The organism is Brevibacillus sp. HB1.1 (genome assembly GCF_013332445.1).
Lineage (GTDB): Bacteria > Bacillota > Bacilli > Brevibacillales > Brevibacillaceae > Brevibacillus > Brevibacillus porteri.
This window is the reverse complement of sequence record NZ_JABMIV010000012.1, coordinates 1-25,814: the sequence shown is the minus strand read 5'-3', so window position 1 is coordinate 25,814 and position 25,814 is coordinate 1. Positions and strand designations below refer to the sequence as shown.

Annotated in this window: 24 protein-coding genes; 13 read left to right on the top strand and 11 right to left on the bottom strand. The window is 48.2% G+C overall.

Annotation, left to right across the window (positions count from 1 at the left end; translation table 11 throughout):
* Window positions 1-299: 299 nt before the first annotated feature.
* Both HPY27_RS24810 and HPY27_RS24805 read right to left on the bottom strand, forming a co-directional pair.
* On the bottom strand, window positions 300-1,226 hold the full coding sequence (locus tag HPY27_RS24810) for a pseudouridine-5'-phosphate glycosidase (RefSeq protein WP_017247167.1): 927 nt from the start codon (window positions 1,224-1,226) through the stop codon (window positions 300-302).
* Window positions 1,227-1,229: 3 nt separating this feature from the next.
* Window positions 1,230-2,330 carry a carbohydrate kinase gene (locus tag HPY27_RS24805; RefSeq protein ID WP_017247166.1) on the bottom strand — a complete coding sequence of 367 codons (1,101 nt, stop codon included), beginning with the start codon at window positions 2,328-2,330 and terminating at the stop codon, window positions 1,230-1,232.
* Window positions 2,331-2,517: 187 nt separating this feature from the next.
* Between HPY27_RS24805 and HPY27_RS24800 the strand changes: the two genes are divergently transcribed.
* The 8 genes from HPY27_RS24800 (at window position 2,518) to HPY27_RS24765 (ending at window position 9,052) form a co-directional block, all read left to right on the top strand.
* Complete coding sequence (locus tag HPY27_RS24800) at window positions 2,518-2,964, top strand: MarR family winged helix-turn-helix transcriptional regulator (protein ID WP_017247165.1); 447 nt, start codon at window positions 2,518-2,520, stop codon at window positions 2,962-2,964.
* 135 nt (window positions 2,965-3,099) lie between these two features.
* Window positions 3,100-3,726, top strand: coding sequence for an FMN-dependent NADH-azoreductase (locus HPY27_RS24795; protein WP_017247164.1), 627 nt, complete (start codon window positions 3,100-3,102; stop codon window positions 3,724-3,726).
* A gap of 75 nt (window positions 3,727-3,801) precedes the next feature.
* Window positions 3,802-4,188: a DoxX family protein gene (locus HPY27_RS24790; RefSeq protein ID WP_017247163.1), complete on the top strand. Its 387-nt coding sequence runs from the start codon at window positions 3,802-3,804 to the stop codon at window positions 4,186-4,188.
* A 54-nt stretch (window positions 4,189-4,242) separates the two neighbouring features.
* Window positions 4,243-5,016 (top strand): pirin family protein, encoded by a 774-nt coding sequence (locus HPY27_RS24785; protein ID WP_017247162.1) that lies wholly within the window; start codon window positions 4,243-4,245, stop codon window positions 5,014-5,016.
* A 205-nt stretch (window positions 5,017-5,221) separates the two neighbouring features.
* Window positions 5,222-5,848, top strand: coding sequence for an FMN-dependent NADH-azoreductase (locus tag HPY27_RS24780; protein WP_173624138.1), 627 nt, complete (start codon window positions 5,222-5,224; stop codon window positions 5,846-5,848).
* A 58-nt stretch (window positions 5,849-5,906) separates the two neighbouring features.
* Window positions 5,907-6,533 carry an FMN-dependent NADH-azoreductase gene (locus HPY27_RS24775; RefSeq protein ID WP_174226236.1) on the top strand — a complete coding sequence of 209 codons (627 nt, stop codon included), beginning with the start codon at window positions 5,907-5,909 and terminating at the stop codon, window positions 6,531-6,533.
* Between the two features lie 156 nt (window positions 6,534-6,689).
* Window positions 6,690-8,024 carry a cytochrome ubiquinol oxidase subunit I gene (locus HPY27_RS24770; protein ID WP_217438093.1) on the top strand — a complete coding sequence of 445 codons (1,335 nt, stop codon included), beginning with the start codon at window positions 6,690-6,692 and terminating at the stop codon, window positions 8,022-8,024.
* A complete protein-coding gene (locus HPY27_RS24765) occupies window positions 8,021-9,052 on the top strand; it encodes a cytochrome d ubiquinol oxidase subunit II (protein WP_174226234.1) in 1,032 nt (343 codons plus the stop codon). The genes HPY27_RS24770 and HPY27_RS24765 overlap by 4 nt, the downstream gene beginning before the upstream one ends.
* Before the next feature lie 78 nt (window positions 9,053-9,130).
* Here the strand turns inward: HPY27_RS24765 and HPY27_RS24760 are convergent, their stop codons facing one another.
* On the bottom strand, window positions 9,131-9,571 hold the full coding sequence (locus tag HPY27_RS24760; RefSeq protein ID WP_069851918.1) for an Lrp/AsnC family transcriptional regulator: 441 nt from the start codon (window positions 9,569-9,571) through the stop codon (window positions 9,131-9,133).
* 157 nt (window positions 9,572-9,728) lie between these two features.
* Between HPY27_RS24760 and HPY27_RS24755 the strand changes: the two genes are divergently transcribed.
* Window positions 9,729-10,895: an MFS transporter gene (locus tag HPY27_RS24755; protein ID WP_174226233.1), complete on the top strand. Its 1,167-nt coding sequence runs from the start codon at window positions 9,729-9,731 to the stop codon at window positions 10,893-10,895.
* A 96-nt stretch (window positions 10,896-10,991) separates the two neighbouring features.
* On the opposite strand, the gene HPY27_RS24750 is transcribed toward HPY27_RS24755, so the two are convergent.
* Window positions 10,992-12,503: a succinyl-CoA:acetate CoA-transferase ScpC gene (locus HPY27_RS24750; RefSeq protein ID WP_017247156.1), complete on the bottom strand. Its 1,512-nt coding sequence runs from the start codon at window positions 12,501-12,503 to the stop codon at window positions 10,992-10,994.
* 140 nt (window positions 12,504-12,643) lie between these two features.
* Window positions 12,644-13,315 (bottom strand): LytTR family DNA-binding domain-containing protein, encoded by a 672-nt coding sequence (locus tag HPY27_RS24745; RefSeq protein WP_174226232.1) that lies wholly within the window; start codon window positions 13,313-13,315, stop codon window positions 12,644-12,646.
* Window positions 13,316-13,497: 182 nt separating this feature from the next.
* Between HPY27_RS24745 and HPY27_RS24740 the strand changes: the two genes are divergently transcribed.
* The 4 genes from HPY27_RS24740 to menC all read left to right on the top strand — a co-directional run bounded on the left by HPY27_RS24740 (window position 13,498) and on the right by menC (window position 19,515).
* Window positions 13,498-15,522: a sigma 54-interacting transcriptional regulator gene (locus HPY27_RS24740; RefSeq protein WP_174226231.1), complete on the top strand. Its 2,025-nt coding sequence runs from the start codon at window positions 13,498-13,500 to the stop codon at window positions 15,520-15,522.
* Between the two features lie 179 nt (window positions 15,523-15,701).
* Entirely contained in the window at window positions 15,702-17,111 is a 1,410-nt protein-coding gene (locus tag HPY27_RS24735; protein ID WP_174226230.1) for a YfcC family protein, read from the top strand.
* 95 nt (window positions 17,112-17,206) lie between these two features.
* The gene (locus tag HPY27_RS24730; RefSeq protein ID WP_174226229.1) at window positions 17,207-18,346 is read left to right on the top strand and encodes a M20 peptidase aminoacylase family protein; all 1,140 of its coding nucleotides are present in this window, start codon (window positions 17,207-17,209) and stop codon (window positions 18,344-18,346) included.
* A 20-nt stretch (window positions 18,347-18,366) separates the two neighbouring features.
* Complete coding sequence (menC, locus tag HPY27_RS24725) at window positions 18,367-19,515, top strand: o-succinylbenzoate synthase (RefSeq protein WP_017247152.1); 1,149 nt, start codon at window positions 18,367-18,369, stop codon at window positions 19,513-19,515.
* 73 nt (window positions 19,516-19,588) lie between these two features.
* Here menC and HPY27_RS24720 read toward each other — a convergent pair whose 3' ends face one another.
* The 6 genes from HPY27_RS24720 to HPY27_RS24695 form a co-directional block, all read right to left on the bottom strand.
* The gene (locus tag HPY27_RS24720; RefSeq protein ID WP_174226228.1) at window positions 19,589-20,497 is read right to left on the bottom strand and encodes a hypothetical protein; all 909 of its coding nucleotides are present in this window, start codon (window positions 20,495-20,497) and stop codon (window positions 19,589-19,591) included.
* Between the two features lie 264 nt (window positions 20,498-20,761).
* Window positions 20,762-21,496: an N-acetylmuramoyl-L-alanine amidase family protein gene (locus tag HPY27_RS24715; RefSeq protein WP_017247150.1), complete on the bottom strand. Its 735-nt coding sequence runs from the start codon at window positions 21,494-21,496 to the stop codon at window positions 20,762-20,764.
* Window positions 21,497-21,536: 40 nt separating this feature from the next.
* A complete protein-coding gene (locus HPY27_RS24710; protein WP_174226227.1) occupies window positions 21,537-22,502 on the bottom strand; it encodes a peptidyl-prolyl cis-trans isomerase in 966 nt (321 codons plus the stop codon).
* A gap of 676 nt (window positions 22,503-23,178) precedes the next feature.
* Complete coding sequence (locus tag HPY27_RS24705; RefSeq protein ID WP_017247148.1) at window positions 23,179-23,466, bottom strand: HesB/YadR/YfhF family protein; 288 nt, start codon at window positions 23,464-23,466, stop codon at window positions 23,179-23,181.
* 139 nt (window positions 23,467-23,605) lie between these two features.
* Window positions 23,606-24,901, bottom strand: coding sequence for a sensor histidine kinase (locus tag HPY27_RS24700; protein WP_174226226.1), 1,296 nt, complete (start codon window positions 24,899-24,901; stop codon window positions 23,606-23,608).
* Window positions 24,898-25,572, bottom strand: a complete 675-nt coding sequence (locus tag HPY27_RS24695) for a response regulator transcription factor (protein WP_017247146.1) — start codon at window positions 25,570-25,572, stop codon at window positions 24,898-24,900. Before HPY27_RS24695 ends, HPY27_RS24700 begins: the two co-directional genes overlap by 4 nt.
* Between the last annotated feature and the right edge of the window lie 242 nt (window positions 25,573-25,814).

The window sequence follows — 25,814 nt, the reverse complement described above, 5'->3', positions numbered from 1 at the left end:
TTCAAGATGTTAACCACAGCTGCGCAGGAAGAAGCGCATTTCCAGTCCTAGCGCCTCTGGAGCCCGACCCAGCTTCGGAATAAATGGCGGGGGTTTTCAGCTTCAACCTCTGCGAATACATCATCGAAACTCTACTTTTGAAGCGCTCCCGACATTTATTCCGAAGCGGACAGTCCAACCCCTTGTGGGGCGTAGGCCGAAGCGTAGACGGAAATGCGCTTCTTCCCCCACTACAGCCGCTAAAAAACAAAAAAAGCCCCCGGATTAACCGGGAGCAATTGTTCGATCTTCGCTCTTTCTTATTTACCTTGATTCGCTTCTTTCTGATAAGCTACCGCGATTTTCGCAGCTACTTCTGCATTGTGCTTCACCAGCGCGATGTTCGTTGCCAAGCTCTTGCCTTCTGTCAGCTTTTTCACTTTATCGAGCATGAATGGCGTTACCTGTTTACCTGCAATGTTGTTTTCTTTTGCTTCTGCGAGTGCTTTTTGGATCACTGCCTCGATTTCCTGGTGATTCAGTGCATCGGATTCTGGTACTGGGTTCGCGATAATCATACCGCCTTTGAGTCCCAGATCCCATTTGGTGTTCATCATCTTACCAACTTCTTCCGGTGTATCGATGCGCATGTCTACGCCAAATCCGCTTTCACGAGCGAAGAAGGATGGGAATTCATCTGTACGGTAGCCCACAACTGGTACACCTTGCGTTTCCAAATATTCGAGTGTGCGGCCAATATCGAGGATCGATTTCGCCCCTGCGCATACTACAGCTACATCTGTTTGCGCCAGCTCAGTCAGGTCAGCAGATACGTCCCAAGTGATTTCACCTTCACGGTGTACCCCGCCGATACCGCCAGTTGCAAACATGTGGATGCCAGCCATCTCAGCTGCGATCATGGTAGCGGCTACTGTAGTCGCACCGATTTTACCACTAGCCAAAATGTAAGCGAAGTCGCGACGGCTTACTTTTGCTACATTTTTGTTCGTCGCAAACTCTTCCAGCTCGCTGTCAGTCAAACCGATTTTGATTTTGCCGTCCATGATCCCGATCGTAGCTGGTACGGCACCGTTGTCGCGAATGATTTGCTCTACTTCTTTTGCCATTTCAATGTTTTGCGGATATGGCATACCGTGCGAAATAATCGTCGTCTCCAGCGCAACTACCGGCAGGTTGTTCTCCAGTGCGTGGCGTACTTCCTCAGTAAAGGTCAAATATTGTTTCATCTCTTATCGCTCCTTTTCGAATTGTTCTACGGCCAGTTCCAATTGTTCTGCTTTTAATAGAGGAGATACGGACTGCTCTGTTTGCAATGTCAGAGCGGATGCTGCCAATCCAAGGCGGCACGCTCTCTGGAAAGACTCTCCGTTTACAATGCCATACAAGAGTCCCGACGCGAACGCATCTCCCGCACCTGTTACATCTACCACTTCCGTTGGGTATGGAGACATATGCTCCTCCACGTCCTCGGATTGATAGTAAATTCCTTCTTCGCCCAAGGTCACGATGACGTGCTTGACGCCTCGTTCCCTGATCTTGCGGCAAGCCTCGGCGCATTCTTCGATCGTCGTGATCTTCATGCCAGCCATCAGCTCGGCTTCTTCGCGATTTGGCAAAATCGCTTCTACTCCGTCCAATTGCTGTGGGAGCTTCTTAGCTTTAATGGAAGAGACCGGGTCAACGAAGAGCAGGATGTTTTCCTCCCGGCAACGTTCGATGATGTAGGCCAAGCAGTCCGCCGGAATGTTTGTATCGATGAAAACCACATGGGCTGCTGCAATGTGCGACCATTTCTCCGCGAACATCTCTGGTGTAAGAGCATCGTAAATATCCATGTTTGCCAAGGAAACAACCATCTCGCCATCAATATCGAGAAGAGCGGTATACGTTCCTGTCCGCTGTGTAGGCAGTCTCCACACTTGGCTGATGTGTACCCCGTGCTTTTTCGTCTCCTGCAAGAGCCATTCGCCTTCCTTGTCCTCACCAATGCTGGTGATGAGTGACGTATTGCAGCCAAGACGACCGAGGTTCTCCGCGATATTCCGTGCCACCCCTCCACACGATTCCATAATCGTTACTGGATTGGATGACTGTAGACGCACCTGTTGCTTGCCGCGTGCTTTGCGGTCCAGGTTGGCCCCACCGATACAAGCAATCATTCCTTCATCACGAAGTACATAAGCCCGTCCTTTGATTTCCCCGCGTTTGGTCAACTGTGCAATGTAGCCAGCTACCGCTGAACGTGAGATGCCAATCAGATCAGCCAGCTCCTGTTGCGTGATAAAAGGATTTTGCCGGATATGATGAAGGATCTGCATGTCTTTTTCCACGGTCATCCTCCTTTCTTCTGTTTCACTTTCACAGCTTGTTTACAAACAAAAGTTTATCACGAAGACAACTGTTTGTACAGGCGTGTTTTTCATTTTATTTTTTATCTCAATTTGACAAATGTAAATACGAGAGGTAGGATTATCTTAAATTAAAGATATCGAAGTTTCGATGAATAGGAGGGTCCATATGTCTGACAAACCACTGCGAAATGATCCCCTCGATCTTTTTGTAGTTTTATCGAGGTCATACAACTGGGTTACCGCTCACTCCAATCGTCACATTCGCGAGCATGGACTTAATCCAACCGAATTCGGGGTTCTAGAGGTATTATTTCATAAAGGTCCTCAACCATTGCAGCAAATTGGCGAAAAAATATTAATCTCCAGCGGAAACATCACCTACGTTGTAGATAAGCTAGAAAAGAAACAACTGCTCATTCGCAAACCCTGTTCGGCAGACCGCCGCGTCATTTATGCGGAGCTCACGGAAAAAGGGCACCAGTTTTTGTCCGAAATCTTCCCTCCTCATCAACTCGCCATTGAGAAAGCGATGGAAGGTCTCACACCAGAAGAACAGCGTCAAGCAATCGAACTGCTAAAAAAGTTGGGACGCACTGCTCAGGCTACATATTAGATGAGCAGTCCCCTCGCTCCACCACAATCGTTTCAAAAAAGTGTTGACAAAAGATCTTAAACGTAATAATCTTAAAATCAAGATTTACACATTAAAAGTTAGTGACTTACTAAATGGAAGGGGAATAAAATTTTCATGAGTAAAGTACTTTTTATTAAAGCAAACGATCGCCCAGTTGAGCAGGCTACAAGTGTAAAGTTGTACGAAGCTTTCACCAAAACATACAGAGAAACACATCCAAATGATGAAATCGCAGAATTGGATCTGTTCGCTGCTAACCTCCCTTACTATGGCAATGACTTGCTCACTGCTATGTGGAAAGCAGGAAACGGTATCGAACTGACTGCTGAAGAGCAAAAAGGTGCTGACCTGGTAAACAAATACCTGAACCAATTTGCTGATGCTGACAAAGTAGTAATCGCATTCCCTATGTGGAACTTCGCGGTTCCAGCAGTTCTGCACACGTATGTAGACTACCTCTCCCAAGCAGGCAAAACATTCAAATACACTGCTGAAGGTCCAGTTGGTCTAATGGGCGACAAAAAAGTAGCTCTGTTGAGCGCACGCGGTGGCGTTTATTCCGAAGGCCCTATGGCTGAAATCGAAATGGCTAACAAATACATGCGCACTGTTCTGGGCTTCTGGGGCATCAGCAATGTAACGGAAGTGATCGTAGAAGGTCACAACCAATTCCAAGACAAAGCAGCTGAGATCGTTGCAGCTGGTGTAGAAAAAGCAGCAAAACTGGCGGAATCCTTCTAAGGCCCGCCAGCCTTTTTGGACAAATATCTTAAACTAAAGATATACTAATTTAAAATAATTAAGGAGAGATGAAAAGTGTTGGATACTGGATTGTTATTGATTCGTTTGGTCATCGGTTTGACGTTTGCAGGTCATGGTGCGCAGAAGCTGTTTGGCTGGTTTGGCGGTTATGGTTTGAAAGGAACAGGCGGCTGGCTGGAGTCTATTGGAGTGAAACCTGGCGTAGCGATGGCCTTTGTCGCTGGATTTTCTGAACTCATTGGCGGTCTGATGTTTGCGGCAGGCGTAGGTATCTGGGCAAGTTCTATTTTGCTTGCTTTCACAATGCTGGTTGCCATTCTGAAGGTACACGGTCAAAATGGATATTGGGTCACACAAAACGGATTCGAATACAACCTGACGTTAATCGCAGTTGTGATTGGTGTGGCGTTGATCGGTCCAGGCGCATACGTTTTGTTTTAATGGTGACTCCTCACAACCCGTAAGCCAGCAATCGTACTAAGGGAGGAACATCAGATGGAAATCCGCGTCTACACACAGAACGAGCAAGCAAAAGGACATTTTGGCGACGGTGAAATCGTAGAAAATAAACCAATTGGCTTCCCTCATGAAGGCTCCGTTGTCAAACGGGTAGGACCACTTTTTTACTGGGCATGGGCAAAATCACTGAAGACATTTGAAATTCCGCTGCACCCTCACTCCGGCTTTGAAATTTTGTCGTATGTCCTCACAGGGACAGTCGGACATCGGGACACGCTCGGAAATCTTCAAGAGGTGTCGACAGGCGGCGCGCAGATCATGCAAACCGGGTCTGGCGCGTACCATGCAGAAGAACTTGGCAAGGATACGGAAATGTTTCAAATCTGGTTTGAACCGCATCTCGCACAAACGACGAAGCAACCTCCGACTTACCATCAGTATGATCATGAGGAGTTTCCGTCTGAGGATGTTGATGGTGTGAAAGTGAAACACATCATCGGATCGTCTGCGCCCATTCAGTTGGTCACAGATTCCTTGATGAGCGACATCACGATTCCCGCTGGAAAATCGTATGCAAAAGAACTCCCGGCTGGTTATGCTCACGCAGTCGTCATAGTGGAAGGAAACGGGAGCGTTGCAGAGAAAGCAACTGTCAGCGAGAACCAAACCGTTGCAACCAAAGGTGACTTTGTCGTTCTCTCCTCCGAGGAAGGCAACACAGCCATCTACCAAGCAGTAACGGATGCTCCGCTCCGCCTGGTGTTGATTCAAGTACCAACTGAGGTTGATTATCCACTCTATCGTAAATAATCCATTCTTCCAAACGTCCTTATTTTATTATCAAGCCCGACCGTCACATTTTTGTGACGGTCTTTTTCGTATAAAAAGTGGTATGCACTACTCCGGCTAGTTAAAAAATATTGACAAATGATCTGATACGTAATAACCTTTAAAACAAATATTTTATTAATAAAAGTTAGTAACTAACAAAACAATATAGGAGATGAGTATTTTTATGAGTACCGTACTTTTTATTAAGGCGAATAATCGCCCGGTTGAGCAAGCTATAAGTTTGCAGTTGTACGAAGCTTTTGCGAAAACGTACAAAGAAACTCATCCGAATGACGAAATCGCTGAGTTGGATCTGTTTGCTGAAAATCTTCCCTACTATGGAAATGAATTGATCACAGCTATGGGAAAAGCAGGCAAAGGTATCGAAATGACTGCTGAAGAGCAAAAAGATGCTGACTTCGTGAACAAATACTTGAACCAGTTTGAAAAAGCAGACAAAGTGGTTATGGCATTTCCGTTGTGGAACCTCACAATTCCTGCTGTTCTGCAAACTTACTTTGCTTACCTCACGCAAGCAGGCAGAGCGTTCAAGTACACTTCGGAAGGCTCAGTTGGTCTGATGGGTGACAAAAAAGTGGCTCTGCTGAGCGCACGCGGTGGCGTTTATTCCAAAGGCCCTTTGGCTGACATGGAAATGGCAAACAAATATGTTCGGACCCTTTTGAACTACTGGGGTATTAGCGATATAACGGAAGTGATCGTAGAAGGCCATCACCAATTCTCAGACAAAGCAACTGAGCTTGTTGCAGCTGGAGTAGAAAAAGCAGCAAAACTGGCGGAATCCTTCTAAGGACCGTCGCGTCATTGATACAAAGCTGATAGACAAAAATAGAGAGGATGAAATTTTCATGAGTAACGTACTTTTTATCAAAGCAAATGATCGTCCTGTTGAGCACGCTATAAGTGTTCAGCTTTACGAAGCTTTTATGAAAACCTATAGACAAACGCATCCAAATGACACAATTACTGAGTTAGATCTGTTCGCGGAAAACCTTCCTTACTATGGAAATAACTTGATCACTGCTATGTTGAATGTAGGCAAAGCTATCGAAATGACTGCTGAGGAGCAAAAAGATGCCGACTTCATTAGCAAATACTTGAACCAGTTTATAGAAGCAGACAAAATTGTTATCGCTTTCCCATTGTGGAACCTCACAATTCCTGCTGTTCTGCAAACTTACATTGCTTACCTTTCCCAACCAGGTAAAATGTTCAAGTACACTCCAGAAGGATCAGTTGGTCTACTGGGTGACAAAAAAGTGGCTCTCTTGAGCGCACGCGGTGGCGTTTATTCCGAAGGCCCTTTGGCTGACATGGAAATGGCAAACAAATACGTTCGCGCCATGTTAGGCATGTGGGGTGTCAGCAATATAACGGAAGTAATCGTAGAAGGCCACCACCAATTCCCGGACAAAGCAGCTGAGCTCGCTACAGCTGGTGTAGAAAAAGCAGCGAAACTCGCGGAAACCTTCTAAAGCCCGCCAGCCTTGGATACTGGTCATCCTCGACCGTCACATTTTTGTGACGGTCTTTTTCGTATAAACTCCGCCTCCTCATGGGACATTAACGAGGAAATCGTTAACAATTTTTGGTGCTGATCAGAAAGGACGTTGAACGTGGAAGATATCGTGATGACCAGAGCCATATTCGGGACGACTATGGCCTTTCACATTATTTTTGCGACCTTGGGCGTTGGTCTCCCGCTCATGATCTTGCTGGTAGAGCTCCTCTTTTGGCGGACGCGTGACCGCGATTACGAGATGATGGTCAAACGCTGGACAAAAGCCCAGGCGATCTTGCTAGGTGTCGCGATCCCGTCTGGAACGATTGCTGGGGTCCAGCTTTCCCTGTTATGGCCTGGGTTCATGGAGATTGTCGGCAGGGTGATCTCGCTGCCTTTTCAGATCGAAATATTCGCTTTCTTCGTGGAAGCCTTATTTATGTCCATCTACGTCTACGCGGCTCACCGCCTATCTCGTAACATGCGTTTGTTGAGTTTGTTCATGGTTTTGCTTGGTGCAACGGCCTCCGCAATCCTGATTACGAATGTCCACGCCTTTGAAGGCACGCCAACTGGGTTCCGGATGGTCGATGGGCAGATCGTCGACGTGGACCCGTGGAAAGCTTTTTTCAATCCCAGCTTTATCGTGACGGCAGGTCATGTAACTGTCTCTGCTTATATGACGGGGGCATTCATCGTCGCTGGAGTAGCAGCGTGGAAAATGCTACGCGCCCAAAAAGGCAGTCGGGTTTACTTGTATCATCAAAAAGCACTCTTGGCCGGCTTGATTGTGGGTGGCACCTTTTCCCTTTTAACCGCCTTGAACGGTCATGAATCCGCACAGCTTTTGCATAAATACCAGCCGGAAAAGCTGGCGGCTGCGGAAGGACTGTTTGAAACACAAGCATACGCCCCACTCGCGATTGGTGGCTTTACCGATCCCGAGACAAAAGAAGTCAAATACGCCATCGAGATTCCATGGGCGCTCAGCTTCCTTGCAGCCAATCGCTTTGACGAGGTCGTGGTCGGTCTGGACGATTTTCCACAGGAGCTGTGGCCTCCACTTTACGTCCATACGCTGTTTAACGGGATGGTCATCATCGGCAGCCTGTTGATCTTTGTTGGTTTCATCGGCTTCGCTTGGAAGAAGCTCCTGAAACGATCTCAGTTTCCGCGGTGGGTTCTCTGGGTATTTGTCGCGAGTGGACCGCTCGCCTTGTTAGGCATCGAATTCGGCTGGATTTTTGCCTGCACAGGACGCCAGCCGTGGGTGGTTTATCGTGTAATGAAAACAGTAGATGCCGCTACCCAAGCAGCAGGCATCTCTACCCTGTTCTGGATTTTCCTCTCGGTGTACGTATTTTTTGCGATCGTCACCCTGCTCGTATTCCGTAGCTATTTTGGCCGCCACCCCTTGGAGCTCGATCCGCCAGAACAGCCGAAAGTGGACGGAGGAACGGCATGACCGACACGATTATTGCCATTACGCTGCTCTGGATTTTCGTCGTCATCTATTCCGTCGCTGCCTCCTTCGACTTCGGTGCAGGATTTTGGTCGATGATCTATTTGAATCGGGAAAAAACCAAAGCCACCCAAATCGCCAATCGCTACCTCTCGCCCTCTTGGGAGGTCGTGAATGTCTTTATCGTGTTAATAGTTGTCGCGCTCGTCACCTTTTTCCCTGGCGCGACCTACACATTGGGGAGCCTGCTGCTGGTTCCCGGATGTCTCGTGGTGTTATTGATGCTGATTCGCAGTACGTTTATGGTGTTTTCTCATCTGATTTACAAGTATGACAAGATGCTCAGCATCGTCTCTGGCGTTACCGGGATATTGGTGCCGGCTCTATTAATCAGCGTACTTCCTGTGACACAAGGCGGGTTGTCTCGAACGATCAATGGTGTGGAGTATCTCGATTGGGGACTGTTTTTGACCAGCCCGCACGTCTATTCTTTCATTGGTCTTGCCGTCAGCAGCACACTCTTCCTCTCGTCGCTGCTTCTCGCGGACTACTCCTTTGTCGCAGGTGAAAAGCAAGCCTTCACCGTCTACCGCCGGGATGCGGTGTTTCTGGGGCCCATTACGTTGCTTGCAGCATTGGTTACCGTGCTCACGATGCAACTGGAGGCAAAATGGCTATATGACCGCATGCTCGACTATTTACCGTGGCTTATTGCATCGGCGGTCTGTTTTTTCATTAGTTATATCACTCTCTTGCTGCCCCAAGACCGTCGATACTTCGGCATCCATCTTCCGCGGATTGCGGTTATTGTCGCCACAACGCAATACCTGCTCGCCAGCTATGCGTACGGTGCAGCGCGACTCCCCTACATCGTCTATCCCCAAGTGACGATTGAGTCCAGCTTTACACATCCGGATACGTTCCACGCTCTGTTCATTTGTTATATGGTCGGCTTTGCGATTCTCGTACCCGGTTTTATTTATTTCTGGCGTCTGTTCATGAAGGACGAGCAGTACGTACGGCAAAAATAACATTTTCGCTATACGCAAAAGTAAAGAGGCTTCGCCCTGATACGGCGGAGCCTCTTTTTTGTTCGGCCAGAAGCACAATCAGAAGATTTTCTCTTCCTCGAGCATCATTTTTTGCTCAAACGGCGCAGTTAGCACGATCAACGTATAGGAGAAGCCGAAATCCCCGGTGCGTTCCGAGAAGGCAACCAATTCCTCCGTCGACCTTGTTACCACTTTCAGCATGTAGTTGTACTCCCCACTGATCCGGTACATGTCCGTCACTTCCGGCGATTGCTTGCAGAAATCGATGAACGCCGCACATTGCTTGGTGCGGAACATGACAAAAGCAGTCGTGTGCTTGCCCAGCTTTTCCTGAGAGATCGACGCGTGGTAGCCCGTAATGATTCCCTGCTCCTCCAGACGGCGGACCCGCTCCTTCACAGCGGGCTGCGTCATCCCGATGATTCTCCCCAGCTCCGCGAATGGAATCCGCGAATTTTCGTGCAACAAGCTAATGATTTTGTAATCGATTTGGTCCACGCAGATCACCCTTTCAAATCCATAAGTGTCTCCTGCCAAATAACTTGTATATAGAAAGCCATTTATCGTAAACACCTTGGTTCATGTATGTAAATTATAGAAATCGTTTCGTAAAATGTCACTACATCCATTTTGTTAGCTCAAGGAGTGAACCACCTTGTCCAAAAAATATTTAATCCTATTGCTGGCCTTGGGAGAATTCATGATTGGCACGGCTGAGTCAATCGTGACTGGAATCATCGGCATGATCGCAGATGACACCCATGTCCCCCTCTCCCTCGCTGGTCAGTTAGTGACCGTCTTTTCCCTGGCCTTTGCCTTTGGTGCTCCGGTCTTGATTGCGCTCACCGCGGGAGTAGAACGCAAAAAACTCATCCTTTGGACGCTGTTTTCTTTCATAGTGGCAAACCTGCTCGCATCCATAAGCCCAAGCTTCTCCCTATTGATGGTATCCCGCATTCTGCTGGGGCTTTGCGGAGGCATCTACACCGTGGTAGCTCTCGCGCAAGCGGCTAACATGGCCTCCCCAGAGAAAAAAGGCAGCTTCATCGCGATCATCCTTATGGGCTTCAGCCTCTCGCTCGTGCTTGGGGTTCCACTTGGCACCATGCTGGGAGACATCTGGGGATGGCGCCCTGTTTTCGCGCTCATTGCCGTCCTGACACTCATTCCCTTCTTCGCCATCTTGGTCTATTTGCCAAAGCAGCAAGGAGAAGAGGCCGTCCCGCTACGCAAACAGTTGGCAGCACTCCGCAACAAACGGGTGATCCATGCGCTATTTATCTCTTTGTTTTTTGTCACAGGGTATTCCACTGTCTATACCTACATTACTCCGCTTCTACAGAGCACCTCCGCCATGACGACTGCTTGGGTAAGCACCACGCTTTTCTTGGCAGGACTCGCTAGTGTGGCTGGCTCGCGGATCGGAGGCGTCTCCACCGACAAATGGGGGATTCGCCCCACGCTGTATGTCAGCTTGCTTCTCCATGCTGCCATCTTGCTCATTCTGCCGCTGTCTTCGCAACTGTTCACGTGGGCAATCATCACTGTTATGTTCTGGGTAGCTGCCGTGCAAACCACCGTTCCCGCCCAGCAGTATTATTTGATCACGCTGTCCCCTCACTCTTCGCAGGTGGCCCTTAGTATGAACACCTCGGTTTTTCAGCTAGGGCTGGCGCTGGGTGCAGGACTTGGTGGAGTGATCGTAGACCATGCAGGTATTGTCCACATCAGCTGGGTCGGCGGCCTACTCGTTCTCGTCGGCTTTGGCTTTGCGTGGGCTTCGTTTGCTCAGGAAAAAAGGCAGGAAAGCTTACAAGCGTAAAAACGTAAAGATCCTTCATCCATTGCTATGGAGACAAGAAAAACCCGCCAAGGCTTTCATGCCCGAACGGGTTTGTTTCTTTATCATTCAATCGTTTTAAACCAACGCTGGCTTTTTCGCAAGCATCGTGCCTTCTTGCGCGTAACGTACGTGCCAGGAGAATGCCTTTTCCAATACATGCGGGGTGTGCCCGCCGCGTGTGAGTGCTTCCTCGTAGTACGCCATCAATTGATCGCGGTACATCGGATGCGCACAGTTCTCGATCATTTTGATGGCTCTTTGACGCGGAGCCAAGCCTCTCAAGTCAGCCAAGCCTTGCTCGGTCACGATAATATCTACATCGTGTTCGGTATGATCCACATGGGAGGCAAACGGAACGATGCTCGAAATGTTTCCGCCTTTGGCAATCGACTTGGTTACGAAGATACCCAGACGTGCGTTGCGAGCAAAGTCACCAGAGCCGCCGATGCCGTTCATCATTCGCGTACCCGATACATTGGTCGAGTTGACGTTTCCGTAGATGTCCGCTTCAATCGCGGTATTGATCGCAATCAGACCGAGGCGGCGAATCAGCTCCGGATGGTTCGTGATTTCTTGCGGACGCAAAAGCAGCTTGTCACGGTATTGGGCGAAATTTTCGGTGACATGCTTCATCTTTTCAGCCGTCAGCGTGATCGAACAGCCTGAGGCAAACGAAATTTTACCTGCATCAAGCAAATCAAACACCGCATCCTGCAACACTTCCGAGAAGACAGTCAGATCCGTGAATTCCGAATCCAAAAATCCGTTGAAAACCGCATTCGCTACCGATCCGATTCCCGATTGCAATGGCGCGAGATTGTTTGGCAAGCGTCCCTCTTTTACCTCTTGACGCAAAAACTCGATCAGATGTGCCGCAATCTGCGCCGTTTCTTCGTCCGGTTCCACAATCGTCGAGGGGGAATCCAACTGATTCGTCAGGACAATCCCTTTTACTTTATCCGGGTCGACGGGAATCCCTGCTGTACCCATTCGCTGATCCACGGACGTGAGTGGAATCGGTTCACGCTCTCCTTGTTTCGCTGGTGTATAAATATCATGGATGCCTTCCAACTCCACCGATTGAGCCATATTCAGCTCAATGATGACATGCTTGGCATTTTCCACGAAAATATTGGAGTTCCCCACGGACGTAGCCGGGATGATCATGCCCTCTTCTGTAATTGCAACCGCTTCCACAATTGCGTAATCGATTGCGTCTATCGCTCCCTGGCGAATCGCTTCTGCTGTATGCGACAGATGCTGATCAACGAACATCATGCTGCCATCGTTGATTTTTTTCCGCATGACCGGATCTGCTTGAAAAGGCAATCGCTTGTTGATGATCCCCGCTTCCGCCATCACTGCATCTACATCGGAGCCGAGTGAAGCTCCCGTATATACGTTTACGCCAAAAGGCTTGTTCTCTTTTTTCGCCAGCTCAGCCAATGCGAGCGGCACGACCTTGGCATCACCAGCACGCGTGAAACCACTTAACCCGATCGTCATGCCATCCTCAATCCATCCTGCTGCTACCTCAGCCGTCACGATTTTATCTGCCAGTCGTTTATCGCGTAAGCGCTCCCACATCATTGTGACCCCCTATGCCATCTTTATTGCCTTTACACTAGCACAGGGATTCTGAGCGGGCACTCGATTTTCAACAAAACAGAATATTTACGGCCTATCAAGAAAAAACGACAGCGAACCGTTCTCATTTATCAGATATTTCAGAAGCCGAGCAATTGCCGAAACGAGCTGGCGTACGACTGACTTACAGGAACTCTCGTCTTTTGCTTGTCCTTCATCTCTAATAAAAACGTCGAATGAAAATGCGGGTGAATAAAGCCGATCGATTCCATATTGACGAAATACGACCGATGACAGCGCACAAATCGCTCTTGCGGGAGCATATACTCCAGTTCAGCCATGTTGTATTTGTTCGTATATGTTCCACTAGCCGTATGCAAAAGCGTTTTTCCTTCATGAGAGCTGATATAGACGATCTCCGTTAACGGAATGGGCAGCCAGCCGTCCTCCCCTTTTCCGACCAAAAACGATAGACGCGGCTCCGGATTTGTTAGCGGAACGTTTTGAGGTGGATAGATGGCGGTAATACAGCCCATGACCTGACCATTTCGTACTAATGGAAGCGAGAGTCCGTAGTACGGTACGCCAAAAATACGACTCTCCACCTGATGCCCTACTTTTCCCATTTCCATGAGTGCTTGATGTGTAGCCGAGCCTATGGGAACGAGATCCCCCGGCGTAATTTTCAAGTCAATATTGGAACTCGGTTGATAGTACAAGTATTGTGAGCCGTCCGAGATCGCAATCGATACCCCGTCTGGCACGACTTCCCCAATCATTTGCAGCACCTCTGGAACCACTCTGTCCCCCATGCTGATTCCTCCTGTTATTGCTTTTTGATCTTCTCTACCTTCTATTAAAACACATTTCCCTGCCCGCAAATCAATCCTTGTCTTTCCTCTCTATACAAGCGAATCCATCCGATTACAGCCAGGCATTGTGCTATCATGAGATTACAAAACATTCACGATTGTTTGAGCAAAGGCGGTGCAGCATGGACCACACCATTGTCTTGATTGCAAAAGGAACGGACACTCTCGAATTTTTGTTAAACGAACTGCGGGCTTATTTCGAGCCGTATTGCAAAGTCATCGGCTATGCCAGCCATGAGCACATTCCCGATTTAAGCGGAGTCGATCATGTCTTTATCACAACCAAATCCCCAGAGCTGTACACAGTTGCCCGTCAAGCTGTTGCTGACTCCGTACCCATCACGGTTTTAAACCGTTTTTTCGAGTTGCGCAAAATGAAAGCGCTGATGCAGATTCCTCCGGGGACGACCGTCCCTGTCATGAACAATTCACCAGTTTCCGCACAAGAGGTCATCCAAAACTTATTAGAGGCGAACGTCGATCATTTGAATTACGTTCCCTTTCACCCAGGCTGTACATTTGATGAACTCGAATTTCAATACGCCATCATTATGAGCGTTCCTGACGTACCTCTTCCACCTCATGTAGAGGTGATCGATCTCGGGTTTCGCAAAATCAGCATTCACGACCTGATAGATACCGGTCGCAAGGTAGGCGTACCCAGTGAATGGGAGCGCGAGTACTTGTCTGCCTTCATCGTAGAAATGTCTGAGCTCGCGAAAATGCTCGGCACCTCCTACGCAGAAGTACAGAAGCTCAACAGCCAGCTGCAATCTACCTTTCAGGCAGTCAAAGATCCCGTGATCGCTTGCAACGAACAAGGTTTGATCACGTTTATTAACGACGTCGCCGTTGAGTTGTTTTGTCCACATGCATCCTCTATTGTTGGACAACCGTACACGGTGTTGAAGGAGCACAGCTTGCTACAGCCCTTTTTTGAGCAGGAAGATCAGGAGGATGCCCTCGTAACCATTGAACACAAACAATTTATCGTCAGCAGTCAAAGCATCCGCCGCAGGCATGAGCATTTAGGCTTCGTTTGTACATTAAAAGACGTGACCGAAATCCAACGCTTGCGCACCACGCTTACGTTGCGCGGTCATACAGCGACCTACTCCTTTTCCGATATCAAAGGACAAAGCCAACCGCTGCTCCAAGTCATCGAGCTCGGCAAAAAGATGGCAAAAAACAATCAAACCATCCTGCTAACAGGCGAAAACGGGACGGGAAAAGAGCTGTTCGCCCATGCCATTCATCAGCACTCCCTCCGCAAAAACGGCCCCTTTGTCGCAATCAACTGTGCCTCCTTGCCGGAAAACCTGCTGGAGAGCGAGCTGTTCGGCTACGAAGACGGTGCCTTTACAGGAGCACGAAAAGGCGGAAAGCCCGGCCTGTTTGAGCAAGCGGACGGTGGGACGATTTTTCTCGATGAGGTGGGGGACATCTCTGGGGCCATTCAGGTCAAGCTACTTCGCGTGCTGCAAGAAAAGCAGGTCATCCGTGTAGGCGGCACGGGAATTCTTTCTGTGGATTGCCGCATCATCGCTGCTACCAATCGTGATTTGGAAGACGCTGTTTCCCAGGGAAGCTTTCGCGAGGATTTGTTCTATCGTTTGGCTGTCCTGCCGATCCAGATTCCCGCTTTGCGCGAGCGAATCAGCGATATTCCCCTTCTCATCGATGAGCATCTGGAGCAGCAAGGCATTCGTAAAACCTGGTCGCCAGAAGTAATGGAGCTATTCTATCGCCATGACTGGCGGGGGAACATTCGCGAACTGAAAAATGTCGTCGACTATGCCATTACGGTAAGCGAGCATCCTGTCATCGGCATTCAGGACCTCCCTAAACGATTGACGGATAGCCTATTTCAAAAGCACCAGACGGCTTCTATCCCTAAATTGGACGACAACCGCGACTTGGATATTTTGTATTGCTTGCATCATTATTACGTATCCAACAAACCAGTCGGGCGTTATCAATTGGCGCACTCCCCTGAGCTACAATCCGTAGGCTGGACAGAGAGCGCACTGCGTCACAAGTTGAAACTGCTGGAGCAACAAGGTTTGGTACGTTCAGGAACAACCCGACAAGGAACCTCCATCACCCCCGCGGGTATCGAATTGTTGCGAAAACACGGGCGGATTTAGCTTCCGCCCAATGAATAATAGGATGTATTAGGCTGAATAAAACCTAATAAACATTCCTAAAGCGCATTATATTCCCTTCCCTTGCCTATGAAAATCCACTGAAAACGCTTATATTCGGGAAATTTCGACACTTGGCACGACCCTTGCTTGTCATAAGCAAAAAAAAGCGAGGTGACCTCATGTCTACACATCCATTGAAACCTGCAAAGAAACGTTTTTCTGTGCCGCATACGTATGCCATCCTCTTTATCATTATCATTTTGGCAGCCCTAGCATCTTACGTACTCCCGGCTGGTGAGTTCGAACGCGTCAAAGACGTTGCCTCAGGCAAAACCGTCGTCGTCAACGGCAGCTACCATCCTGTAGAAAGTAATCCGGTCTCGTTCTTTGACATGTTCAAAGCGATTCCAGAAGGGATGCAAAAAGGCGCGCAAATCATTTTCTACATCTTTATTGTAAGCGGTGTATTCGGAATCATCCGCCAAACGGGTGCGATTGAAGCCGGGATCAATAAAGGTGTCCGACACTTGGAGGGTCGGGAAAAGCTGCTCATTCCCGCTTCCATGTTCCTCTTCTCCATCGGTGGCTTCACCATGGGAATGGCAGAAGAAAGCATCATCTTCGTTCCAATCGGTATCGCGCTGGCTCGTGCAATGGGCTTCGATGCCGTAACAGGTACAGCCATGATCACCATGGGGGCTGCTGCCGGCTTCATGGGCGGGATGATCAATCCATTTACGGTTGGGGTGGCACAGTCGCTCGCACAATTGCCGCTCTTCTCTGGTCTTACCTTCCGTGCTGTTGTGTATGTCTTCGTTCTCGCTTTTGCCATCTGGTACGTCATGCGCTATGCGTATCGTGTCAAAGCAGACCCGACCAAGAGTGTGCTTTATGGCGTAGAGAATCACGCTAGTCAAGAACAGGCAACAGTAGACATCCCAGATCTGAATGCACGCCACAAGCTCGTGTTCCTCGTAATGGTCTGTGGTCTCGCATTCAACGTATACGGTGTATTCAAGTACGAATGGTTTCTGACAGAGCTTACTGCTTCCTTCCTGATCATGGGCCTGGTTGCTGGTCTCGTCGGAGGATTGTCGGTCAATACGCTGTTTGATTCCTTCGTCGCTGGTGCGAGAGCCGTTACGTTTGGCGCACTGATCGTCGGTTTTGCTCGCGCGATCACTGTCGTCTTGGAAGACGGAAAAATTATCGATACGATGATTAACAGTCTGACTTCGGCAATTGGTCATTTGCCAGATGCCGTTAACGTCCTGGCTATGTTTGTGATTCAAGCCTTTCTCAATCTCTTTATCTCTTCTGGTAGTGGACAGGCAGCGACAACCATGCCGATCATGGTGCCGATTGCGGATCTGCTCGGCATCCAACGTCAGATAGCGGTTCTTGCCTTCCAATATGGTGATGCGGTAACCAACTCCATTATCCCGACTTCTTCTGCGTTGATGGGCTATCTGGCTGTTGCAGGCATTCCGTATGAGAAATGGGTCAAATTCATTTGGAAGCTTCTTCTCGGCTGGGCCGTAATCGCCTCGATCGCGCTCATTGTAGCAGTGACAATCGGCGTTTCGTAACCAATGAGCTTTTCACAAAACTGGCTGCGTCAAGTAGATTGGCGTAGCCTTCGCTTCACTTATCGACTACACACGAAAAAACCGATGGAGGAACCATGCGCACAACGATCAAACAATTGCAGCCCGCCATTTTTTCTCTATACGAGCATTTACACCAGCATCCAGAGATAAGCTGGGAGGAAGTACAGACCACCTCGTTTATCGCTGACTTCTTGAAAAAACACCATTGCCGCGTCACTACCTTTGACGACGTGACGGGAGTTGTTGGCGAATGGGGCGATCTGACGCCGGGAAAATTCACTGTAGGCGTGCGAGCAGACATGGACGCACTCTGGCAAGAAGTAATCGGCGTCTTTACCGCGAACCATTCCTGCGGACACGATGCGCATATGACCATGGCATTAGGCGTCCTGATGGTATTGCAAGAAATGGACGTCCAGCTCCCAGGGCGCCTGAAGCTCATTTTCCAACCAGCAGAAGAAAGCGGAAATGGCGCACTAGCGATGGTGAACAAGCAAGTAGTGGATGATATTGATTTTCTGTACGGTGTCCACCTTCGTCCCATTCAGGAAATCCCTCGAGGCACAGCTGCTTCTGCCATCTTGCACGGGGCGGCTGGTACGATATTCGGGCAAATCAAGGGTGCCGATGCTCATGGCGCACGGCCTCATCTCGGAGTCAACGCTATCGAGGTAGCCGCAGCGATTGTTGAGCAGTTAAAAGGCATTCACCTCGATCCGCTCGTTCCTTATTCCGTCAAAATGACGCAGCTTTCCGCTGGCAGCAAAAGCAGCAATATCATTCCAGGCTCGGCGCAGTTCCACTTGGACCTGCGGGCACAGACGAATGAAGTCATTCACGCCCTATTTGCACGTGTCGAGCACATTTTGCAACACGTTTCCCGTCTCTATGAAGTTGAGCTGTCTTATGAGATCACCGAACGCGTCTATGCAGCGGAAGTGAACGAAGAAGCGAGACTGATCATGGCGGATGCCATTACCCAAACCTTGGGAGCAGAGAAGCTCGAACCGCCAATTCAGACACCGGGCGCGGAAGACTTCCACTACTACACGAAAGAACGGCCACAGCTTCGGGCGACCATGCTTGGATTGGGCTGTGGCCTGACACCAGGACTTCATCATCCGCAGATGACTTTTGAAAAAGAAGCACTGCTAGACGGCATCGAGATTTTGGCAAGAACGGTACTGAATACGTTTGAGCGACAATCCAAATGAACGGTTAAGGAGAGATGAACATGAAAATCGAACGCGTGGACCTGCAACGAATCAAAATTCCGTTGAATTCCCCTTTTGAGACGAGCATGGGGGTCGAAACCCACAAGGAATGCATTCTGGTGCGTGCATACAGCGGTGCCCATGTCGGGTTAGGCGAAAGCGTCGCGATGGACGTCCCTGTCTACAACGAGGAAGATGTCGATACGGTCTGGTACATGCTCGAAAAGTATTTGATCCCGCAGCTATTTTCACGGGGTATCGAGCATCCTGATGACGTATCCCGCCTCTTCTCCTGGATGCGCCGTAACCACATGGCCAAAGCCGCTTTGGAAGGTGCCGTCTGGGATTTGTACGCCAAAATGAACGGCCTCTCCCTCTCCCAAGCATTGGGCGGAACTCGTACGACGATTGACGTCGGTGTGAGTATCGGAATCGAGCCAACCATCGAAAAACTGCTGCAACGCGTAGAAGGCTTCATCCGTGACGGCTACAAAAAGATCAAAGTGAAAATCAAACCGGGCTTTGATGTCGAGCCAATGCGTGCCATCCGCAACACATTTGGACCAGATGTTCCACTGATGGCGGACGCAAACTCTGCATATACGCTGGCAGACATGGAGATGCTGAAGGCTTTGGATGGCTTCGGTTTGATCATGATTGAACAGCCATTGGCTCATGACGACATCATTGACCATGCGACCTTGCAAAGGGAACTAAAAACGCCGATCTGCCTCGACGAAAGTATCCATACAGTGGAAGATGCCCGCAAAGCACTCGAGCTCGGCAGTTGCCGGATTATCAACATCAAGATCGGTCGCGTGGGCGGTCTAACCGATGCCAAAAAGATTCATGACCTGTGTGAGACACGCGGCGTACCAGTATGGTGCGGAGGAATGTTGGAGGCAGGGATTGGCCGCGCCCATAACATCGCGATGGCTTCGCTTAGCAACTTCACGATTGCTGGCGACACCTCCCCTTCCCATCGCTACTTTGCTGAAGATATCGTGACACCTGTCATCGATTTTGCAGCACCTGGTATGCTGGCTGTACCGAAAACTCCAGGAATCGGTTTCGACATCAATGAGTCTTCCATTCGCAATGCCCTGATCGAGCATAAAAGCTACTATGCAAATCGGGAGTCTACTACGACTGTCATTCCTACCTGGTAGACGACTCATTCGAGATGAAAAAGAACAGAGAGTGCCTATTGGCCTCCCTGTTCTTTTTATTTAGGTGATTGTATTAATCCGTAATCGTCAAAAGCTTGCACAAATTTCGTTCGGCAAGAGCTCTCTTCTCTGGCGGAAACCGCTTTAGCAGATCCAACGCAGCATACGGAAGCTTCAATGCATGAGGATCGCTGTATAGTCTATCCCAGTATAGCGGTGAAAAAATTTCCTCGAACGCTGGCTCCTTCACCTCTTCCTCCAAAACAAACGGAGGAACATGGCGATTCAAATAGATTTGAAGACGATGGTTTACGATACCAGGCTTCACAATATCCTCATAACCGAATCGCTCCAGATCTGTTAACGCATGAGCATGTGTGATGTTATGGACGACCTCGCTCGCCAAATGATAGCGTACCCCGTTAATATCACGCGGCGGTATAACCAAATGTAGCTCCTCAAACGCCCGCTCTGCCATCTCTGCCGTTGTATGGTAAGGCGTAACTTCGTCTCTGACATCATCAATCGTCATGCCATGGTAATTCTCGATGCCCCAATAACGGTCTATCCTGTCTGCTGTCGTCGCTTGGAGAATCTTGACCAGGCCGTTCACCACAGTCGGAGTGATCATATCAGGGCGTTCGCGCAATGCTTTTAATGCCAACACACCTAGTGCTAGTCCATGACCTGAGGTCCGCAGCTGCTTCACATTTTGCTGGAGGCCATCGATGACGTGCTGTAACAAGGAGGGATCAGCTTGCTCGTCTTGATCTAGTGGAACAAACCATTCAGGTTTTTGCTTGCGGAAGGACTCACATGTCCGCTCAATGCCCTCTTTTACATGTTCAGGGAGATCGTGCTCACGATCCATGAAGTACCCTGCCAATAAGGCTGCCCCATAATGACCATCGAACCATCCCGCTACAGCTGCACGTGCCATTCCCGTAATGCCAAGCTCCAAGTAAGAATCAAGTAAACGCATATAACTTCCTCCTTTTTCGATTTGGTATGTATTCATAATATAACAAACATTTTTGTTTGTTAAGTATAAATTGAAAAATATCCCATAACTTCTTTTTATCGAATGCGGCCGATCCAAATGGCTGTTCCAGATGAGAGAAATGCAAAAGGGGCGTCTCTAAGCCGAAAAATCGACTTATGAGACAGCCCCTCTTCGTAATTCAAATAGTTTGTGCCTTAAACGGCTGGATCCCGTTTCAAGGCATGGTTGGCTGCAATCATTTGTTTAGAATCCCCACCAGTAACGGTGCATCCCGGTAGCGTATTGGGTGGCAAGCGTTTGACGGAAGGAACTTTGCGCAAGCTGGGATGCGTCACTCGCATTCGTAATAAATCCGGTCTCTCCTAAAGATGCCGGCATGTTTGTGTATTTTAATACGTAAAACTCTGCTGCTTTGACTCCCCTGTCATTTGAAAACGAATTTTTTAATTGGTTGTACGTTTCCGTTGCCAATCGCAAGCTGGTTGTTGATCCGGGGTAATTGTAAGTTTCTACTCCATTGGCCGAGGAAAGGGATGCGGCATTGATATGCATGGAGACAAAAAAATTGGCATTCTTGGAATTGGCATAAGAGGCTCGGGTAGACAGAGCAACCGTTGTATCAGAGCTTCGCGTCATGTAAACCGTAGCCGGATAGTTGGCAACGATGTAATTTTTGGATCGAAGGCCTATGTCCAAAGTCAGGTCTTTTTCTTTCAAACCGTTGCCCAATGCTCCTGGATCATTTCCACCGTGTCCAGGGTCGATCACGATGATTGGATTTGCGGCAAGAGTGAAAGATTTTTGGTTAATAACCATCTCTTCGGCTGCTTTCTTCTTTTCCGGGCTGTAATTTTTTGGTGCGGGCGCGCTGTCCCACATAGGCTCGTCGGCAATTTCATTCTCCGCAAATGCGGGAGCGGTCATCCCCGTCAAGCTACAGCAAATGAGTGCAGTCAACAACAGTTTTCCTACTTTCATGGTAATTTCTCCTTTATCATTTTTATTTATTCGAAACGACTTACGAATTGAAAAGAAGGCGTAAGTCACTCCAAAACGCCAAAAATTTATTCCTTTGCAAATTCTCAGGCAAAAACAGGTAATTGTTAGATTTCTTCTGTGACTCGAGCCACTTGCGGTACACCACGGATTCTTTCTCTAGATAAATGATTTGCTGTATCTTTTGGCTTACTTCCGGGAGGGTCTGTGTTCTTGGCGGCATGACTTCAGCAGGGAAAAACCAATAGGTCCACTGCTGGCTCTCAAAAGGGCCAACAATCCGCATTACGGGAGAGTGAAACACGGCCTTCGCAATCATCTCGTTATAATTCTCGGACATTTGGGACTGAGCGACCAGTTCATGCAATCCGGCACGCCCCTCGGGATCTTCGCCATATTGCTTCAGCAGGGACTGAAAACGTTCCGCTGATGCGGCTTTCAGCTTGTCCAACAAGAGCTTGTCGCCATTTTTAGCCCGTACATAATAAATGGTGCGCAGTTCGGGAATGCGAAAAGACTCGATTTGTTCCCGGTAAAATCTTTCTACTTCTTCTTGTGTCACCACTACATCCCGAGTCACGATCTTTTTTACTTCAAAACCAATCATCGCCCGTCTTATGTTTTGAATGCTGTCCTCTTCCTTCATGTTCATCTGGCGCAACGTTTCTTCACGCTCCGCTTTCGTGCTACCCAATTGTTTTAATTGTTCTTCAATCAGACGCTCATCCGTCTTCACCCCCATCTGTTTTCCAATATCAAGGATCAATTCTTCCAAGCTCAGTTGTTCCAGCAGTCTTACCTCCTCGTCCGCTGAGTACGCTACCCCTTGGAAATACTTGGGCTTTATTCTTTCCCAATCGTCTCTGCGGAAAATTTGATCGCCGAAAACAAAAAGAAGGGGCTGGTACATCAAAGCCGCATACAGAGAAATGACTCCCAGGAAACCAATCGGTACAAATAAATAAAGCCATGTTCTTCGTCTTTTCATGTGTTCAAGCCATCCTCTCGTAAAACAGATGAGGCAAAGTAGATATTCATCCAGAATTTACTAGATACTTTGGAATATAATTCTATTTTATTGAATATATTTCCAATAGAAGAATATATCTACATGTATTAGTGCTATTTTTCCGATTTTTTTCATAGGTCTTAGGAAATGATTTCGTCGATTGTTTTCAACACCGATAGTCCTTTCACACCACAAGCCCGTCATCCAAGAGGACAACGATACTTTGGCGGAGTGAACAATGGTTGGCCAGCCAAATAAGAAGGGGTTGTCCCAAAAGGGCACATCGGCTGAAATTTAAAAATCAGAAAACATGGATATATCAACGTTTTTGAAATGCAAAAGGGGCGTCTCTAAGCCGAAAAATCGCCTTATGAGACAGCCCCTTTTTGTGAGCCATTCTAAATTTTCGAAGCAGTAACCTGATTCCTAATAGCGTTTTTTGTAAAGCCTTGAAACTACAGGCTGTTGAGCTTCTCCAGGCGTCCAGTTATCTACTCCATAGAGGCTTTTAATCAGCTAAGCATTAAGGCGATCTCTGTTACCTTACCTTTCATGCGAGTCTGTTGGTCGTTTCATGTTCTCCTCTCCATGTCTTTTATATGCCCCATCTCCGCTACTGGCTGGCCTACGGAGTATGTTCTACCATTTTCTTTGCTCAATCCAGCTTAAAATCTACTTCGTCTGTCTCTGGCCGATAATCGACAATCAACCCTCTTCCATTCATATACCACAGCTCATCTTTTTCCATATAAAATGTGATGCCATCCTCTACTGTCGAAATGCCGATTTCATTCGGCAACTCTTTGGCAATCCCCATCGAGAATGAATCCTGAACCGTACTAACGCCTCCATACCGGACAAAAAAACGAATGCTGTCTCCTTCTATGCATCCCCATTCTTCCCGAAACCATGCTACCGCTGCTTTAGTGATCGTCATGTTCATTAGTACGCCACTCCTCTCTACCTCTAGTTTACCTCAATTTAGATATATTTGAAACATAAATGTATGTTAAATGGAATTGCTCCACTATTTGAAAAAAGAACCGATTCCCTTCGACGGGAAAACGGTTCTATCCATCTGTTTAAGGCTTTATTGGAAGTGTAACCAAAAAACTCGTTCCGATACCTACCTCACTGCTGACCTGAATCTTTCCGTGGTGCGCATCCACGATCCATTTGGCAATGGATAGTCCCAAGCCTGTTCCTTCTGTCGCTCGAGAGCGCATTTTATCCACCCGATAGAAGCGATCAAACAAATACGGAATATCCTCTTTGGCGATCCCGATCCCACTGTCTTTTACGAGAATCGAAACGCGACCGCCTTCCTTTTTGCAAGAGACATAAATCCGGCCGTCTTCGTTCGTGTACTTCAAGGCATTGTCCAGCAAGATGACCATGAGCTGATGAAGACGCTCTTGGTCCCCCACCATCTCAATGGGTTGCTGAATGTCTGTTTCGAGACGAATTTCCCGTGCGATGGCAAGTTGTGCAAAAACCTGGGTGCATTTCATCGCGACTTCGTCTAAGCGCAGCGATTGATTCATGATCTGCAGCTCGTTAGAATCACTGCGAGCTAGTGTAAGCAAATCAGAGACGAGCTTGCTCAAGCGCTTGGCCTCTTGCATCCCAATCATAATTTTTTCGCTTTCCTGCTCGATCGTATGATCCGGATGTCTGAAAAGCCTCTCCAAATTGACCATGATGGCCGTGAGGGGCGTCCTCAGCTCATGAGAAGCATCGGCAATAAACTGCTGTTGTTTTTCCCACGAAACTTGGATCGGGATGAGTGCCCTTCTCGCCAAAAACCACCCAGCCACGATCGCAATGACAATACTGATAATGTCGCCGATGATGACAACGTACAACAAGCTGTCCAGCATGTTTTGCTCAGGTGCCAGATTGTAAATCAGTTGAAACTGGTACGCGGTCTGTATCCGATTGCCTACAATGACCTTTTTCGGCACGGTAACTGTCTGCACGCGATAGACTTGTCCATTCACAGTTTTCGTTTCGATCCCGTCTGCTTTTCCGTTATGCTGGAATTCTGCGTATTCCTCTGGCTCCAGCCTGTCACCAAATGCGGTCCCAATGACACGACCAAAGCTATCCCAGACGAGTAAAACATACCGGCGATCCAGATCGTTAAACTTTTTCCTCTCCTGACGGTTGAATGGGAAAGGGTCGTCTTCAATCCGATGGAGACGAGGCAAAGAATCAACTGCCAGCCTTTGACTAACTTTGGTCATTTCTCGGTCCACCTGCGAATAGAGACGATACTTCATCGTGTAGTAGACCGCACTCCCCAGCCCATTCAACAAGAGCAGCACCACTACTACGTTCAACGTTACGAGCCGAATCCTCGTTTTTCGAAACATCATTTGTCTTCCTTTTTCAAAATGTAGCCCACATTGCGGATTGTTCGGATGAAGCCTTCGTAAGCACCCAGCTTCTTGCGCAGGTAGTGGACATACAAATCGACCACTCCGTAATTCGCTTCTGAATCAATTCCCCATACGCGGTCAAAAATTTGTTGGCGCGTCAATATTTGCTCCCGATTTTGCAGAAAGTACTTAAGCAGCTCGTACTCCTTCGTTGTTAGCTTCATCGGCTCATCATCAACAAAACCGTCATATTCATTTATCTTCAGAGATAGAGGACCGTATGCCAGATCGCCTTCTGTGTTCTGTTTCCCTTGTCGGCGCAAGAGGGCTCTCACTCTCGCCGTCAGTTCTTCGGCCGCAAAAGGCTTGACCAAATAATCGTCGGCTCCGGCATCTAATCCCTCGACTCTCGACTCTACGCTATCTTTTGCCGTTAAAAATAAAACCGGCGTCATTATCCCTTTTGTACGCAACGTTCTTACCAGTGAAAGGCCATCCATTCCTGGCATCATAATGTCCAGGACCAACAAATCGTAGATGCCGCGTTCCGCCAATAACAAGCCGTCATCTCCGCGCTCTGCCGTATCCACCTGATAACCCTCATCGGTCAGGACTCCTGCAATTGTCTGAAGCAGCGCTTTTTCATCCTCCACTGCAAGAATAAGCATATTGATCCCTCTTTCATTTGAAAAAGCTGTATGTCATTCAGCATAGCATAATCGACTGGAATCACAATAATGACCACACTCGTCACTCTCGGCTGTGCACACGCTCCTTTTATTAGAGCACGTATTTTTTTGAATCAGATTTGTAGGTGTTGGCGGAAATACAAAAAAAGCTGCATTCTCCATTACTTTTTACAAGTAATCGGGAATACAGCTTTTCGTCTCATTCCTTCAAAACTGAATAC